This window comes from Paenibacillus sp. FSL M7-1046 (assembly GCF_038007405.1).
Classification (GTDB): domain Bacteria; phylum Bacillota; class Bacilli; order Paenibacillales; family Paenibacillaceae; genus Paenibacillus_AQ.
The window spans coordinates 677,660-693,320 of sequence record NZ_JBBOXB010000001.1 but is presented as its reverse complement, the minus strand read 5'-3'; the positions used below and the strand labels follow the sequence as shown (position 1 = coordinate 693,320).

15 protein-coding genes are annotated in these 15,661 nt (G+C 48.6%); 13 read left to right on the top strand and 2 right to left on the bottom strand.

The annotated features are described in order from the left end of the window. Nucleotides 1-325: 325 nt before the first annotated feature. From NYE29_RS02735 to rplT, 4 genes are all read left to right on the top strand, one after another. Nucleotides 326-1,564, top strand: coding sequence for a glycosyltransferase family 2 protein (locus NYE29_RS02735; RefSeq protein WP_038587252.1), 1,239 nt, complete (start codon nucleotides 326-328; stop codon nucleotides 1,562-1,564). Between the two features lie 281 nt (nucleotides 1,565-1,845). Beyond that, on the top strand, nucleotides 1,846-2,343 hold the full coding sequence (gene infC / locus NYE29_RS02730) for a translation initiation factor IF-3 (protein ID WP_038587254.1): 498 nt from the start codon (nucleotides 1,846-1,848) through the stop codon (nucleotides 2,341-2,343). 56 nt (nucleotides 2,344-2,399) lie between these two features. Beyond that, nucleotides 2,400-2,600 (top strand): 50S ribosomal protein L35, encoded by a 201-nt coding sequence (rpmI, locus tag NYE29_RS02725; RefSeq protein ID WP_036696104.1) that lies wholly within the window; start codon nucleotides 2,400-2,402, stop codon nucleotides 2,598-2,600. A gap of 32 nt (nucleotides 2,601-2,632) precedes the next feature. Next, nucleotides 2,633-2,992, top strand: a complete 360-nt coding sequence (gene rplT, locus NYE29_RS02720; RefSeq protein ID WP_038587257.1) for a 50S ribosomal protein L20 — start codon at nucleotides 2,633-2,635, stop codon at nucleotides 2,990-2,992. A 117-nt stretch (nucleotides 2,993-3,109) separates the two neighbouring features. On the opposite strand, the gene NYE29_RS02715 is transcribed toward rplT, so the two are convergent. Next, entirely contained in the window at nucleotides 3,110-3,652 is a 543-nt protein-coding gene (locus NYE29_RS02715) for an acyl-CoA thioesterase (protein WP_038587259.1), read from the bottom strand. Nucleotides 3,653-3,961: 309 nt separating this feature from the next. On the opposite strand from NYE29_RS02715, the gene NYE29_RS02710 reads away from it, so the two are divergent. From NYE29_RS02710 to NYE29_RS02690, 5 genes are all read left to right on the top strand, one after another. Continuing rightward, the gene (locus tag NYE29_RS02710) at nucleotides 3,962-4,963 is read left to right on the top strand and encodes a BMP family lipoprotein (RefSeq protein ID WP_038587261.1); all 1,002 of its coding nucleotides are present in this window, start codon (nucleotides 3,962-3,964) and stop codon (nucleotides 4,961-4,963) included. Nucleotides 4,964-5,135: 172 nt separating this feature from the next. Beyond that, complete coding sequence (locus NYE29_RS02705; protein ID WP_038587263.1) at nucleotides 5,136-6,674, top strand: ABC transporter ATP-binding protein; 1,539 nt, start codon at nucleotides 5,136-5,138, stop codon at nucleotides 6,672-6,674. After that, nucleotides 6,667-7,740: an ABC transporter permease gene (locus NYE29_RS02700; RefSeq protein WP_038587265.1), complete on the top strand. Its 1,074-nt coding sequence runs from the start codon at nucleotides 6,667-6,669 to the stop codon at nucleotides 7,738-7,740. The genes NYE29_RS02705 and NYE29_RS02700 overlap by 8 nt, the downstream gene beginning before the upstream one ends. Continuing rightward, complete coding sequence (locus NYE29_RS02695; protein ID WP_038587267.1) at nucleotides 7,741-8,697, top strand: ABC transporter permease; 957 nt, start codon at nucleotides 7,741-7,743, stop codon at nucleotides 8,695-8,697. A gap of 346 nt (nucleotides 8,698-9,043) precedes the next feature. Continuing rightward, nucleotides 9,044-9,394 carry a hypothetical protein gene (locus NYE29_RS02690; RefSeq protein ID WP_038587269.1) on the top strand — a complete coding sequence of 117 codons (351 nt, stop codon included), beginning with the start codon at nucleotides 9,044-9,046 and terminating at the stop codon, nucleotides 9,392-9,394. Nucleotides 9,395-9,414: 20 nt separating this feature from the next. Here the strand turns inward: NYE29_RS02690 and NYE29_RS02685 are convergent, their stop codons facing one another. Continuing rightward, entirely contained in the window at nucleotides 9,415-9,861 is a 447-nt protein-coding gene (locus NYE29_RS02685) for a GNAT family N-acetyltransferase (RefSeq protein WP_038587271.1), read from the bottom strand. Nucleotides 9,862-10,506: 645 nt separating this feature from the next. On the opposite strand from NYE29_RS02685, the gene ilvB reads away from it, so the two are divergent. The 4 genes from ilvB (at nucleotide 10,507) to NYE29_RS02665 (ending at nucleotide 15,575) form a co-directional block, all read left to right on the top strand. Then, a complete protein-coding gene (gene ilvB / locus NYE29_RS02680; RefSeq protein ID WP_340894239.1) occupies nucleotides 10,507-12,255 on the top strand; it encodes a biosynthetic-type acetolactate synthase large subunit in 1,749 nt (582 codons plus the stop codon). Continuing rightward, the gene (ilvN, locus tag NYE29_RS02675; protein ID WP_038587274.1) at nucleotides 12,252-12,740 is read left to right on the top strand and encodes an acetolactate synthase small subunit; all 489 of its coding nucleotides are present in this window, start codon (nucleotides 12,252-12,254) and stop codon (nucleotides 12,738-12,740) included. The genes ilvB and ilvN overlap by 4 nt, the downstream gene beginning before the upstream one ends. 192 nt (nucleotides 12,741-12,932) lie before the next feature. Beyond that, on the top strand, nucleotides 12,933-13,925 hold the full coding sequence (ilvC, locus tag NYE29_RS02670; RefSeq protein WP_038587276.1) for a ketol-acid reductoisomerase: 993 nt from the start codon (nucleotides 12,933-12,935) through the stop codon (nucleotides 13,923-13,925). A gap of 108 nt (nucleotides 13,926-14,033) precedes the next feature. Beyond that, nucleotides 14,034-15,575, top strand: coding sequence for a 2-isopropylmalate synthase (locus NYE29_RS02665; protein WP_038587278.1), 1,542 nt, complete (start codon nucleotides 14,034-14,036; stop codon nucleotides 15,573-15,575). Nucleotides 15,576-15,661 lie beyond the last annotated feature (86 nt).

The following is a 15,661-nucleotide window of genomic DNA, read 5'->3' as shown; positions in this document are numbered from 1 at the left end:
TTTAAAGCAGTCCATTTCAAGAAAAAGCTCGGTTAAGGTCGGAAAATGCCAGTTTTGACTTAACAACCCCTTACACCTTACAATGATTCAAGTAGGCTAAACATGTTTATAAGGTTACAGAGAATTGAGGAGTCCGCCATTTGGTATCTCTATAACATCTTTATAAACGGGATAGATATAAATTGAAGCCTACTCCACAAAAAGGGGAAACTCTTGGTCTACTGTAAGGAATGCAACAAAAGGGTCAGAAAGAACGTTTAATAAGACAGAGAGAGAAAAAAAGAAAAAAGCACACCAAGAGTGAAAAAGGGGGCATCAAAAGATCATGACAGACGCATTGTTTGTTACGCTCCAAGTGATCTTGGCGGCAATCGCAGTCTATCAGTTCACATTATCGTTGTTTGGACTGCGCAAGAAAAAGAATAAGGTACAGTTCGGGCCGGAAAAATCATTTGCTGTATTGGTTGCCGCGCACAACGAGGAAGAAGTCGTCGGCGCATTGATGGAGAATTTGAAACAGCTTAATTATCCCCAAGAGTTGTACGATGTATTTGTCATCTGCGACAATTGTACAGACGGCACCGCAAGAATTGTGCGCGAGCACGGAATGAATGCCTGTGTCCGCACCAATACCAACCTTCGGGGCAAGGGTTACGCAATCGAATGGATGCTCAAGGAACTATGGGCGATGCCGAGACAGTATGATGCAGTTGTCATGTTCGACGCCGACAACCTTGCGCATACTGAATTCCTCACAGAGATGAATAATGATCTCTGCGCAGGCGGGCGCGTAATTCAAGGCTATATTGATACGAAGAATCCGGAGGATTCATGGATTACTGCTGCATACGGCGTATCCTACTGGTACATCAACCGCTTGTGGCAGCTGTCGCGCCATAATTTGAACATGGCCAACTTCCTGGGCGGAACCGGCATGTGCTTCGAAACCAATCTGCTTAAAGAGATGGGCTGGGGAGCAACAAGCCTTGTCGAGGATTTGGAGTTTACGATGCGCAGCGCATCCAAAGGCGTATTTCCAAAATTCAACTATGACGCCAAGGTATTTGATGAGAAGCCGCTCACGTTCAAAGCATCCTCCAGACAGCGGCTGCGCTGGATGCAGGGACACTTTACAGTGGCCCGCCGCTACTTCTTCCCTTTGCTGTGGCAAGCCATTAAAGAACGCAGCCTGACGAAGCTGGATCTCGCGCTGTATGGGGTGAATGTCTACATCGTGCTGCTGACGTTCCTGATGACTGCTGTAATGTGGGTAGATACTTCGCTGCTTAATGGTCCGCATATTGCCAATATTTATGGTTATTTGCCGTTGTGGCTCAGCTTCTTTGCAGTCGGCGCCAATATTATCACCTTCCTGCTGGCCATGGCGCTGGAGAAGGTCAAGTTCAAAAAAGTGTATCTTTACCTGCTGGTCTTTCCGGTGTATCTGCTTTCCTGGTATCCAATTACGTTCTATGCCTTCTTCACGCAGAACAACAAGCAATGGAGCCATACCAAGCATACGCGTGTCGTGCGGCTTGAGGAAGTTCAGAGCAAGCAAGGATAAGCCCGGATTTTCACAAAAGAACATGTTGACACTCCTTGCGGAGTATTGTATAGTATTCAAGTATGCAAAACATAGGGATTGCAAGCAGAAGCACCGGCTTCTCACCTGACTGGCAAATACGCCAGCTGGTTTTGATCTCAATGCTTTATGAATGGTTATAATTCATGAACGTTGATCAAACGGGGTGTCGGGGAGTTACCGGCATCCCTTTTTTATGGAGAACCGTAAATAAAATAATTGTAAAGTAGATCCGGAGGTGGAGTATTATCAGTAAGGAACATATGATCAATGATGAAATTCGGGCCAAAGAGGTTCGGTTGGTTGGAGCGGAAGGCGAGCAAATCGGAATTAAGCCGATCCGCGAAGCGTTGCAAATGGCGATTGATCTTAATCTTGATTTAGTCAACGTAGCACCGCAGGCGAAACCGCCGGTATGCCGCATCATGGATTACGGCAAGTTCCGTTATGAAACACAGAAGAAAGAGAAGGAAGCACGCAAGAACCAGAAGATCGTGGATCTTAAAGAAGTATGGTTCCGTGCCAACATTGAGGAACATGATTACCAAACCAAGTTCCGCAATGTGATTAAGTTCCTGGGCGAAGGCGATAAAGTGAAGTGCTCCGTTCGTTTCCGCGGACGTGAGATTACCCACGCTAGCATCGGCCAGAAAATCCTGGAACGTGTTAAGACCGAAGTGGAAGATATCTCTGTTGTTGAGCGCCAGCCTAAGCTGGAAGGCCGCAGCATGATTATGATTCTGGCTCCTAAAGCCCAATAATTTGGAGTCACTTGCACAGCAATTTGGCGCCGCATAATATTCAAGGAGGAAACACCATGCCTAAAATGAAAACACATAGCAGCCTGAAAGGCCGCTTCAAAATTACCGGAACTGGTAAAGTACTGCGTTACAAAGCTCACAAGAACCACTTGCTGTCCCACAAATCGAAACGCGCTAAACGCGTATTGAACGGCAATCCAGTAATGGCCCCTGGGGATGTAAGACGTTTGAAACAAGGACTCGCTAACTTGAAATAGTTTTATCACACATTTTTGGGAGGTTTATTAATATGGCAAGAGTTAAAGGCGGATTTGTAGTTCGTCGTAGACATAAAAAAGTGTTGAAATTGGCAAAGGGTTATTTCGGTTCCAAGCACCGCATTTTCAAAACAGCTAACGAGCAAGTAATGAAATCGATGGTTTACGCATACCGTGACCGTCGTCAAACTAAACGTAACTTCCGCAGACTGTGGATCGTTCGTATTAACGCAGCAGCTCGTTTGAACGGCCTGTCCTACAGCAAGCTTGTATTCGGCCTTAAATTGGCTGGCGTAGAAGTGAACCGTAAAATGCTGGCTGACCTGGCAGTAAACGATCTTAACGCATTCAACTCCCTGGCTGTTGTAGCCAAAGAGAAGATTAACGCGTAAGAGGGATAAATAAACCGAAAAGCACCACCTGCGGGTGGTGCTTTTTTTGCGCGGTGACATTCAGAGAAGCCCCCTGCCGGCCAGATTCTGTAAGGGAGGGGGCTTGCAGCTGAAATTTTATTCCCAGTACTTGGTGGTGCTCAATTGTGAAGCCAGCTTTTTGCTGTTTGTCCGTCTTAGTTTGCGCAGCTCTGAACGTTCATTGGCAGATTCGCTGATCAGCTTCTCTTCATCGGTCTCGGGGATAATAGCCGGAACTGGAGCAGGTGTGCCATCCTCGTGCACCGCTACAAAGGTCAGGAATGACGTAGCGGCGACAACGCGCTCGCCTGTGTATAAGTTCTCCGAGATAATCTTCACAAACACCTCGATACTTGTGCGTCCTGTCCAGGAGACGAAGGATTCGAAGCACACGGAGTCCGTAGGTCTGATTGGGAGAAGAAAGTCAACGGAGTCAGCAGAGGCGGTTACCACATTCGTGCGGCAATGGCGCATAGCCGAGATGGAGGCAACTTCATCAATGGTGCTCATCAGCTTGCCGCCAAACAGGGTTTTGTGGTTGTTGACATCATTCGGGAAGACGCGGCCGGTTTTGAACACGCGGGATTCACGGCTGTATTTAAAGGCGGGCGCGACTTGTGGGGTGTTTTGTTCATCCATATTTTTCAGTACTCCCTTTTCATGCAAGATATAAACAATCATGATAATAGAAAATACATTTGTGTGCAATAATAATTATAAGGTTTTAGGAATATGTTTAACTGTTTCGAGCTTTCCTAACATCAAATAGACATAAGTATAACACTTTGTGTCAGGGTAAGCGTTTTCTTGGTGAAAAATGCAAATTATTATTGACCTGAGGTCATTTATAGACTGGATTTTAGGTTTTTTTACAGTTATAATTTGATCTAATGGTATGTCCAAGCAGAACACAGAAGACATCCAATTTCTTAAGGGGGATCACATTCGATGAAAAAGGTTTTCAAATTGTCGCTCGTTATGTTGATGGCAACCAGTGTCATTTTGGCAGGTTGCGGTAACAAAAAGGACGGCGCATCCGACGTTAAGGTAGGGCTGGTTACAGACGTAGGCGGGGTAAACGATAAATCGTTTAACCAATCTGCCTGGGAAGCCCTGGAAGCTCTTAATAAAGAATCCGGTGTGGAAATTAAATATCTGCAAAGTAAAGCCAACGCAGACTATGTGCCAAACCTTAACCAATTCGTAAAAGGCGGCTACGATCTGACTTGGGGGATCGGCTTTGACCTTGGAGACGCTTTGCTGGAAGTAGCTAAAGCCAATCCAGATGCCAAACTGGCAATCATCGATAGCGTTGTAGACGCTCCAAATGTTGAGTCCGTTACTTTCTCTGAGAATGAAGGTTCCTTCCTGGTGGGTGTTGTTGCCGGTTTGACAACTAAAACTAACAAAGTGGCCTTTATAGGCGGTATGGACAGCCCGGTTATCAAACGTTTTGAAGTTGGCTTCACGGCTGGCGTAGAAGCAGTTAATCCTGAAGCAACAGTAACGAATACTTATGCAGGTGCTTATGACAAGCCTGATACAGGTAAATCCCTGGCTGCTACCCTGTACGATGCCGGTAACGACATCATCTTCCCTGCTGCCGGCGCAACTGGCAACGGCGTGTTCAATGAAGCTAAATCCCGCAATGATGCAGGCGGCGATAAAGTATGGGTAATCGGTGTAGACAAAGACCAATCCATAGAATTTGGCGACGATGTAACTTTGACTTCCATGATCAAACGTGTTGACGAAGCAGTTAAGAAGGTTTCCCAACAAGTAGTTGACGGAACATTCAAAGGCGGCACTACAACCGTACTGGGTCTGAAAGACAACGGCGTGGGCCTTCCTGAAACATCAAAAGCCAACGTATCCGAAGAAATTCTGGCTAAAGTTGAGGATTTCAAAAAACAAATCATCGATGGCAAGATTACTGTTCCATCCGAGTAAGCGTTGAGTCATTCTTACAGCTTTACAATAACGTAATAAGGAACAAGGCCGGTTCTAAAGCTGGCCTTGTTCCCTGTTAAAAGTTATACGTGAACACAGCAGTGCCGCCTCGCAAGGGGCGGTACAGCCGTGTCTGTATGTCTATTATATATTCTGTGATGAGGGTGATTCCATGAGTGCTGCGGCTCCTGTCGTAGAGTTGAAGCAAATCACAAAACGCTTTCCCGGTATTGTAGCGAACGACTCTATAAGTCTGACGCTGGAAAAAGGGGAGATCCATGCGCTGCTCGGTGAGAACGGTGCAGGCAAGTCCACCTTGATGAATATCGTATTCGGACTATACCAGCCCGATGAAGGCAGCATCGAAATCGACGGGAAACCGGTTATTATCGATAGCCCTAATAAAGCTATTGAGCTTGGCATTGGTATGGTCCACCAACATTTCAAGCTTGTAGAGCCTTTTACGGTCACCGAGAACATTGTTCTGGGCATGGAACCGAAAAAAGGACTTAAAATCGACTATAAATCCGCTTCTGAGCAGGTTCGCAAACTATCGGAGCAATATGGCCTGCAGGTCAATCCGAATGCCAAAATTCATGACATTTCGGTCGGCATGCAGCAGCGGGTAGAGATTATGAAAACCCTGTATCGCGGAGCGGATATACTTATATTCGACGAGCCTACCGCTGTATTGACGCCGCAGGAGATTACTGAGCTTATGGCGATCATGAAGCGGCTCGTTGCAGAGGGCAAATCCATTATTCTAATTACACATAAGCTTAAAGAAATCATGCAGATTTCCGATCGGGTTACAATCATCCGTCGTGGTAAGGTGATTGATACCGTTAAGACTGCCGGGACGAATCCGAATGAGCTGGCCGAAAAAATGGTCGGACGCGGCGTGACATTCAAAGTGGACAAGCAGGCTCCGCATGTGGGATCCAGCGTCCTTAAGCTGTCCAATGTCAGCAGCAAGAGCAAGGAAGGCGTATCTGTGCTGAATGGCCTCAGCTTTGAAGTGAAGGCCGGTGAAATCCTTGGGATTGCAGGCGTTGACGGCAACGGACAAAGTGAGCTGATCCAGGCCATCACGGGACTCCGCAAAATTGATTCCGGTTCTATTACCGTATCCGGCAAAGAAATTTCCAACCTGTCTCCACGCAAAATCTCGGAAATGAATGTATCCCATATTCCGGAAGACCGTCATAAACACGGGCTTGTGCTCGATTTCAGTGTAAGTGAAAATATGGTATTGGAAACGTACTACAAGAGTCCGTATAACCAGTCTGGCTTCCTGAAGAAAGACGTAATCAATCAGCATGCCGAAGATTTGGTCAAACAGTTTGATGTGCGTACGCCTTCCATTGAGAACAAAGCCCGCTCTTTGTCAGGCGGTAATCAGCAAAAAGCGATTATTGCGCGGGAAATAGACAAAAATCCGACACTCCTGATTGCGGCTCAGCCGACACGTGGTCTTGATGTCGGAGCGATTGAGTTCGTTCAGAAGCAACTGATTGCCCAGCGTGATCAGGGCAAAGCTGTGCTGCTGATTTCTTTCGAGCTGGATGAGATTATGAATGTTTCCGACAGAATAGCCGTTATCTATGAAGGGCAAATCGTCGGCGAAGTATTGCCGCAGGATACGAATGACCAGGAACTGGGTCTGATGATGGCGGGCAGCTTGAAGCGGGGGGGAAAAGCGGGTGCATAGACTGAAAAAAATATTTGCGACAGACAGCTATATTGTGCCGATTGTTGCAATAATAATGGGTTTCCTGGTAGGAGCTGTCGTGATGCTGGTCGGCGGATATGACCCTATCCTCGCTTATTCATCCCTGTTCCAGCGTGTATTTGGCAGTGCTTATGATTTCGGTGAGGCAATACGTGAAATGACGCCGCTGATGTTTACCGGGCTTGCCGTAGCATTTGCCTTCCGCTCAGGAATGTTTAACATTGGTGCGGATGGTCAAGTGCTTATCGGTATGACCGCCGCTTCAGTGATCGGTATTAAGCTGGCTGGCCTGCCGCCGTTCTTGCTGGTCCCGCTTGCTGTTATCGCTGCAGGGCTCTGCGGCGGTCTGTGGGCCGGAATAGCCGGATTCCTTAAGGCGAAACGCGGCATTAATGAAGTTATCACTACCATTATGCTGAACTGGATCGCGCTCTATCTGGCAAATTACATTGTCAAAACATTTTTGCTCCTTCCAAAGCAAAACCGTTCGGAGGATATTCCCGCTTCGCTTTCCATGAACTTCTTGAATTCTCTGTTTGATAACGCCCGTCTGCACTGGGGTACAGTTATTGCGCTTGCTGCAGCGCTGTTCTTCTACGTGTACTTATGGAAGACCAAACAGGGATATGAAATGCGTGCGGTTGGACTCAATCCGCATGCCGCAGAATATGCCGGGATGAATGTTGGACGCAATGTAGTGAAGGCGATGTTCATCAGTGGCGCCTTCGCCGGGCTGGCGGGAGCAGGTGAGGTGCTGGGCGTATTCCACTATCAATCTGTCTTCGCAGCCTCGCCGGGTTATGGATTTGACGGCATCGCCGTCGCGCTTCTTGGACTGACTCATCCGCTTGGAGTCGTATTGGCCGCTATCCTATATGGAATACTGACGTATGGTTCGGCAGGCATGAGCTTTGGAGCAGATGTTCCACCGGACCTAATCCGTATCGTAATCGGTTCAATTATATTCTTTATTGCGGCACAAGGAATTGTCCGCTGGGTGCTTAAACCGTTTTACTTCAAGCGCAAGAAAGAGAAGGTGTTATAGATGGATCTGCAGACGTTAGGACAACTGCTCAATACAACGCTTGTATTCTCCACAGCGCTCATTTTTGCCGCGCTGGGCGGCATCTTCTCTGAACGCTCCGGGGTAGTTAATATCGGTCTTGAAGGTTTGATGATGTTTGGTGCCTTTGCGGCAGCCGTGGGCGGATATTATGCCCAGGATGCCGGAATGGGGGCATGGGCTCCGTGGGTTGGTGTGATTTGCGCTATGGCTGTGGGTGTGATTGGCTCATTGATTCATGCGGTGGCCGCAATTACCTTTAAAGCCGATCAGACGATCAGCGGTACGGTAATTAACTTCCTTGCTGCCGGCAGCACGCTTTATATAGTTAAGCTGCTTTTTGACGGCGCTGGTGAAACACCGCTGCTGGATGGCTTCAAAAAAATACCGGTGCCAGGTCTTTCGAAGATTCCGGTTATTGGCGAAGGGATTTTTAATTCCTATCCAACAACCTATTTGGCGATTGTGCTGGTTATTGTCATTTACTTTGTGCTGTTTAAGACTCCGTTTGGCCTTCGCTTGCGCGCAGTTGGCGAACATCCGAGTGCTGCAGATACGCTGGGTGTCAATGTAAAGCGGATGAGATATATCGGAGTTATGCTGAGTGGCCTGCTGGCCGGTATCGGCGGAGCGACAATTACGCTGACGACTACAGGTACCTTTGGGCACAATACGATCTCCGGTCAAGGTTTTATCGCCATTGCAGCGATGATCTTCGGCAAATGGAATCCGCTTGGTGCATTTGCAGCCGCAGTATTCTTCGGATTCTCCCAGGCTATCCGCAACTATGTGCAGTTGTTTGAATGGTCCAATAGTATCCCTCAGGAATTTATCTTTATGATTCCTTATGTATTGACGATTATAGTACTGGTAAGTGCTGTCGGCCGCTCTTCGGCGCCAAAAGCGCTCGGTGAGCCATACGATCCCAGCAAACGTTAGACCCGCAGTTGATTTGAATAGCAGTATTATTCAAAAACGCATTTCCGGCTGTTGCTGAAAATGCGTTTTTTTGTGCGAATATAAGAATTTATATGCTTCACGCTATAAATCTCGCTGAAACGGATACCGTCCTTTTGAGGACGGCAAAGCCGTTTCCACTTGGCTTTGAGCCATATCTGCAGAGGATGCAGTGTGGCTAAACCGCAAGTTATTGCTACTCTTTCGCTGGACAGGGCATGTGTACAGGCGAACGGCAGACGCGCCGAATAAACTGTGTTGAAACTTATGCGAATGCATATGAGACAGGTGTGTAAGCAGATGCTTATAAAATTTTAGGAGGGATATTATGGCACAGCCGGTTACAAAGAAACAGGTAATGAAGCTGGTGGGCAGAAATATCGTTGCAGTGAAAAAAGATGGTTCTAAAGTGACGGGCAAGCTGCTCCGCATTTCTGGAAACCGTCTGATCCTACAGCGTGTCAGCGGTAAGAAAGTACAAACCAAAGCATTGATTCCGCTGGTGCTGTTTGATTTGCTTGCCATAGGTACGGCCCCTTATGCTGGCGGATATGGCCCAGGTTATGGAGGCTCCCCGTATGGAGGCAATCCATATGGTGGATACGGTTATAACAAGTATGGAGGATATGCTCCTGGACCTTATGGCGGAGCTCTGGTACCTCCGATTGGCTTTTTCTAAGAAGTTTATAAGCAGCAGAGTCAATTGAACTGCTTTTCAAACTCATAACAGTAGTTTTGCGCCTGATAACGGGCTACTCTGTAGCCCATTTTTTGATAAAAGGAAATACCGGCAGTATTTCCAGTATCAACAGCAACCTTGGCCCGCTGACAACCGCGAGATAATGCAAATCGCTCTGCGCGGTCCATGAGCATATTCCCCCAATGTTTGCGCCTAGCTGCAGGGGCTACGGCTAGCATATCAATATACAGCAGATCACCGTGCAGCATAAAGTGGACAAACCCCAGCGGATCGCTCTCATAGTCTGGGCAGGCTACCAGTGTAACTCCTTGCCCCAAGCGGCGGGGCAGATCTTTTCTGACCTGATTAATTACGGTTTGGGGGAGATGGGATAAAGGGACGAGCTGCTTTTCAATCAGATCCAGAATGACGGTGTCGTCCTGCTTGGGTCTACGGTAACGAATCATAGAGCGCCTCCTTTCCACGCATTGTCGTACATCATATGCCCAGGGTGGTGTGGGCGTTACGGTAGAACAGAACAACAATTTGTGTCAGTTACGGAAATAAGGGTATTGACTTAACCGTGTGAGGAATCATATAATGTGTCTAAACATTTTATCGAACATACATGCATCGGCAATGATGAGGACGAAGTTTTAAGGGCTCTTTTGCTCAGAGAGTGAGAGGAATTGCTGCAACCTCCACCAGAATCCCTTATATACGAGCTCACCTCGGAGCTGTTTTCCTGAAAGGTCCATCGGCAACAGTGGTGGAATTATTAGGGGGAATCGTTTAGTCCGCGTTAGGGACTTCAGGTTACAAAGATTTGGGCCCTGCCTACATCGATGGATTTTTGTTACCTGATAAGGCGTTACATCGCGAGATGTAATGCAAACATGGGTGGTACCACGGAAGATCAACCTTTCGTCCCTCACGCGCTTCTATTTTGCGCGTGGGTGGCGGAAGGTTTTTTTGTTGCCCATAAGATGATGGTTAGCTGCACTGGGTTGGTGAACACTAACTTTCAAGGAGCATAGCCAATTCTTACAGCTGTATAAAAGACGGTCTGTCATTTGCATAATGAATGTTAAATATCGAAGGGAGGAATACTGATGAGCGCGAATATACCGGAAGTGCGGTCTACAGAGCAGTTACGTGAGAAATGGAAGAATCCCGAGGTGATTACGGGATCCGAAGTCCTGCTGCGCAGTCTAGTACTGGAAGGTGTTGATACTGTATTCGGATACCCGGGCGGGGCTGTGCTGTACATCTACGATGCGCTTCATGGCTTCGATGATTTCAAACATATTCTGACCCGGCATGAGCAGGGCGCTATTCACGCGGCTGACGGATATGCCAGAGCGAGCGGCAAAGCGGGAGTATGCATCGCTACCTCCGGACCCGGAGCTACCAACCTTGTAACCGGCATTGCCACCGCCTTTATGGATTCTGTTCCGCTGGTGGTCATCACCGGGAACGTCTTCTCCAGCCTGATTGGAACCGACGCTTTCCAGGAAGCGGATATTACAGGCATCACAATGCCGATTACGAAGCATAGCTATCTGGTACGTGATGTTGAGGATCTGCCGCGAATCATTCATGAGGCGTTCCATATTGCCAATACAGGACGTAAAGGTCCGGTGCTGATTGATATTCCCAAAGATGTCTCGGCAGCCAAAATGTTATTCAATCCGGTGCAGCTGCAAGGCGTTAACCTTCGTGGTTATAACCCGCGGACCGTTCCGAACAAACTTCAACTCGATAAGCTGATCCGGGCCATTGATGCTGCAGAACGTCCGATTATTATTGCAGGCGGCGGTGTCATCTACTCCGGAGCGCATGAAGAGATGTATGAATTCGTAAAACGGACGGAAATTCCGATTACGACAACTCTGCTGGGACTGGGCTGTTTCCCGAGTGCGGATGAGCTATGGATGGGAATGCCGGGCATGCATGGCACATATACCGCAAACAATGCTATTCAACAGTGTGATCTGCTGATTAATATCGGTGCCCGGTTTGACGACCGTGTTACCGGCAAGCTGGACGGCTTCGCGCCAAAAGCCAAGATTGTTCATATTGATATCGATCCGGCAGAAATCGGCAAAAATGTATCGCCTGACATTCCGATCGTTGGCGACGTGAAGACAGTGCTGGAGATGCTGATTCCCGATGCACGCCGGGCAGCAGGTGCCGATGCCTGGAGAACACAAATTGCCCAGTGGAAGCTGGATCAGCCGCTTCGCTACAAGGATTCGGAGACTGAGCTTAAACCGCAATGGGTTATTGAAATGATAAACGACACCACCAAAGGTGAAGCTATCGTTACTACAGATGTAGGGCAGCATCAGATGTGGGCTGCACAATATTATAAATTTAATCATCCCCGCTCATGGATCACCTCCGGGGGACTTGGAACAATGGGCTTCGGATTTCCGTCAGCCATCGGAGCGCAAATGGCGCATCCGGACCGGCTGGTTGTCTCGATCAATGGGGACGGCGGCATGCAGATGTGTTCCCAGGAGCTCGCCATCTGTGCTATCAATAACATTCCGGTCAAGATTGTAGTTATTAACAATCAGGTGCTTGGTATGGTCCGGCAGTGGCAGAATCTGATCTATGAGAAGCGTTACAGCTATACCGACCTCGCCGGCAGCCCGGATTTCGTAAAGCTGGCTGAAGCCTATGGCGTTAAGGGACTGCGGGCCACGAACAAGGAAGAGGCTGGCGCAGCATGGAAGGAAGCTTTGGAAACGCCGGGACCTGTTCTGGTAGAATTCGTTGTTCCCAAAGACGAAAATGTCTACCCGATGGTAACTCAAGGGTCAACCATTGATCAAATGCTGATGGGGGATGAATGACAGTGATGAGACATACGATTGCTGTGCTTGTGAATGACCAGCCAGGTGTGCTGCAGCGGGTTTCAGGGTTGTTCGGCCGCCGGGGGTTCAATATTGAGAGTATTACCGTGGGTCAATCCGAGGAGGTTGGATTATCCCGGATGGTTATTGTTACACTTGGTGACCAGCATACTCTGGAGCAGATTGAGAAGCAGCTCTATAAGCTGATTGATGTTATTAAGGTAGTGGATCTTGGCGCTAAACCGATGGTTGCCCGTGAATTGGCGCTGATTAAGGTCAAAGCTGATCCGGCTGAACGTCCAGAAATTATGGGCGTAGTCGAAACCTTCCGTGCGTCTGTAGTCGATATCGGTACAACAAGCGTGTTGGTGCAGGTTGTGGGAGACACTCAGAAGATTGATGCAATGATTGAACTTCTCAAGCCATACGGCATCAAGGAGCTTTCCCGTACAGGAGTTACAGCGATGATTCGCGGCAATGCCTAATTGTCATAATTTACGGCTTTAACGGATTACTGCTGGTTTGCATTAATTTGATAAGATCATTTTGAATTTCCCCGCTAAAGAGCGGGGACTTGAGGAGCAGCCTGAATCTCAATTCGGATCACCACCGCGAGTTGGCGCTCTTGAAGTACCCGCTCTTTACGATGGGTCCCAAATTAAAGGAGGATATTGACAATGGCAGTGACAACGTACTATGAACAGGATGCAGAACTTAGTGTGTTAAAAGGGAAGACAATTGCAGTAATCGGGTACGGTAGCCAAGGGCATGCCCAGGCGCAAAACCTGCGCGACAGCGGGCTTCAGGTTGTCATCGGCCTGCGCGAAGGTAAATCCTTCGAAACCGCCAAAAATGACGGATTTGAAGTATTGCCGGTAGCTGAAGCAGTATCCCGTGCAGATGTAGTGCAAATTCTCATGCCGGACGAAACACAGGCATCCGTATATAAGAATGAAATTGAACCGAACCTCAAAAGCGGCGCAGCGTTGATGTTCTCCCACGGCTTCAATGTGCATTTCGGCCAAATCGTTGCTCCTAAGGATGCAGATGTGCTGCTGGTAGCACCGAAATCCCCGGGTCACATGGTTCGCCGTACTTATGTTGAAGGCTTCGGCGTTCCTGGCCTGATCGCCATCGAGCAGGATGCAACCGGAAATGCTAAAGCAATCGGCCTTGCTTATGCCAAAGGCATTGGCTGTACCCGTGCAGGGGTTATCGAAACCTCATTCCGTGAAGAAACCGAAACCGATCTGTTCGGCGAGCAGGCTGTACTTTGCGGCGGTGTATCCGCTCTGATCAAAGCCGGCTTCGAAACTCTTACAGAAGCAGGATATGCTCCAGAAATGGCATACTTTGAATGTCTGCATGAACTTAAACTGATCGTTGACCTCGTGTATGAAGGCGGACTTGCCACTATGCGCGATTCCATCAGCAACACTGCTGAATACGGCGACTATGTAACCGGCCCACGCATTGTTACGGATGAAACCAAAAAAGCAATGAAGGCTGTGCTTACCGATATTCAACAAGGTAAATTTGCCCGTGACTTTATCCTTGAGAACCAGTCCGGCCGTGCTTTCCTTACAGCTACCCGCCGCAACGAAGCTGCTCATCCGGTAGAAGTAGTAGGCAGCCAGCTGCGTGAAATGATGCACTGGATTAAGAAATAGGCTCATATACTTAAGATTATTGAAACTATAGTGCAATCCTCAGATGCGGCCGTAACTTTTGCGGGCCGCATTTGAGGGTTTAAGCACAATTTTCAGGAGGTGCTCAGCATGCGGAAAATTTATGTGTTCGACACGACGCTGCGTGACGGAGAGCAGTCGCCGGGTGTGAACCTCAACACACGAGAGAAAGTCGAAATCGCTTACCAGCTGGAAAAGCTGGGCATTGACCGGATGGAGGCGGGATTCCCTGCGGCTTCACCGGGTGATCTGGCAGCGGTAAACGCAGTGGCAAAAGCCGTGAAGAATGTTACACTGATCGGTCTTTCCCGCTCCAGAGAGAGTGACATTGATGCGGTGAAAGAAGCGCTGAAGGGAGCGCAGGACCCCTGCATTCATATTTTTCTTGCCACGTCACCCATCCACCGCCAGCACAAGTTGCGCATGGATAAAGCACAGGTGCTGGAGACCGCGCAGTCCGCTATCCGCTATGCCAAGAAATATTTTTCCAAGCTGGAGTTTTCACTGGAAGATGCGGGGCGTACAGAGCGTGACTTCATGGCTGAGATGGTGGCTATGGCCATCCGTGAGGGTGCCAATGTAGTGAATATTCCTGATACGGTAGGTTATTTGAATCCTTCGGAATACGGGGCTATTTTCAAATTCCTGAAGGACAATGTACCGGACATCGAGCGGGTTCAGCTTAGCGCCCACTGTCATAATGACCTGGGTATGGCTACTGCCAATACGCTTGCTGCGATCCAGAATGGTGCGGATCAAATCGAAGGCACAATCAACGGTATTGGTGAGCGTGCCGGAAATACGGCGATTGAAGAGGTCGCGCTGGCGCTGGAGACGCGCAGTGAGTTTTTTGATGCTAAAACTTCGCTGGTGCTGTCGGAAATTTCACGCACAAGCCGTCTGGTCAGCAAGCTGACCGGGATGGTGGTACCGGGTAACAAGGCGATTGTTGGTGCCAACGCCTTTGCCCATGAATCGGGTATTCATCAGGATGGCATGCTGAAGGAGAAAACTACCTACGAAATCATGACACCTGAGACCATCGGCCTCAAAGAGAGCAAGCTAGTGCTTGGCAAGCACTCCGGACGTCATGCCTTCCGCGATAAGCTTAGCGATCTGGGATACGATGTTTCTGAAGAAGAGTTGAACGTTGCCTTCGCAAGGTTCAAGGATCTTGCGGATAAGAAGAAGGAAGTGTCCGATGAGGACATTATGGCGCTGCTGGAAGAGAGGCTGATTGATACGCCGGAAATTTTCAGCCTGCAGACGATTTACGTTACCTATGGCAATGAAGCTACGCCAACCGCCAAGGTGGTTATTAAAAGCCAGGAGGCGCAGCCGATTGTGGCGGTGGCCGAAGGCAACGGCTCGGTGGATGCGATTTATAATGCCATTGATCAGGCTACGGGCGAGGAAGTGACACTCGGAGATTATTCAATTAAAGCGGTCAGCCGGGGCAAAGACGCGCAGGGCGAGGTGCATGTCGTACTGTCGCAGGGTGAAGTGGCCGCACAGGGCCGCGGACTGAGCACGGATATTCTGGAAGCCAGTGCCAGAGCCTATTTGGATGCGCTCAACAAGCTGCTGGAGAAACGCAAAACCTACACGCAGCGTGATCACGCCCAGCTGTAAAGAAGTCCAGTGTCTCTAAACAAGTTCTTATCGAGCTGTCAGTACAGTGGAATAATGTCTGCTGTACCGGCAGCTTTTTTGATTGC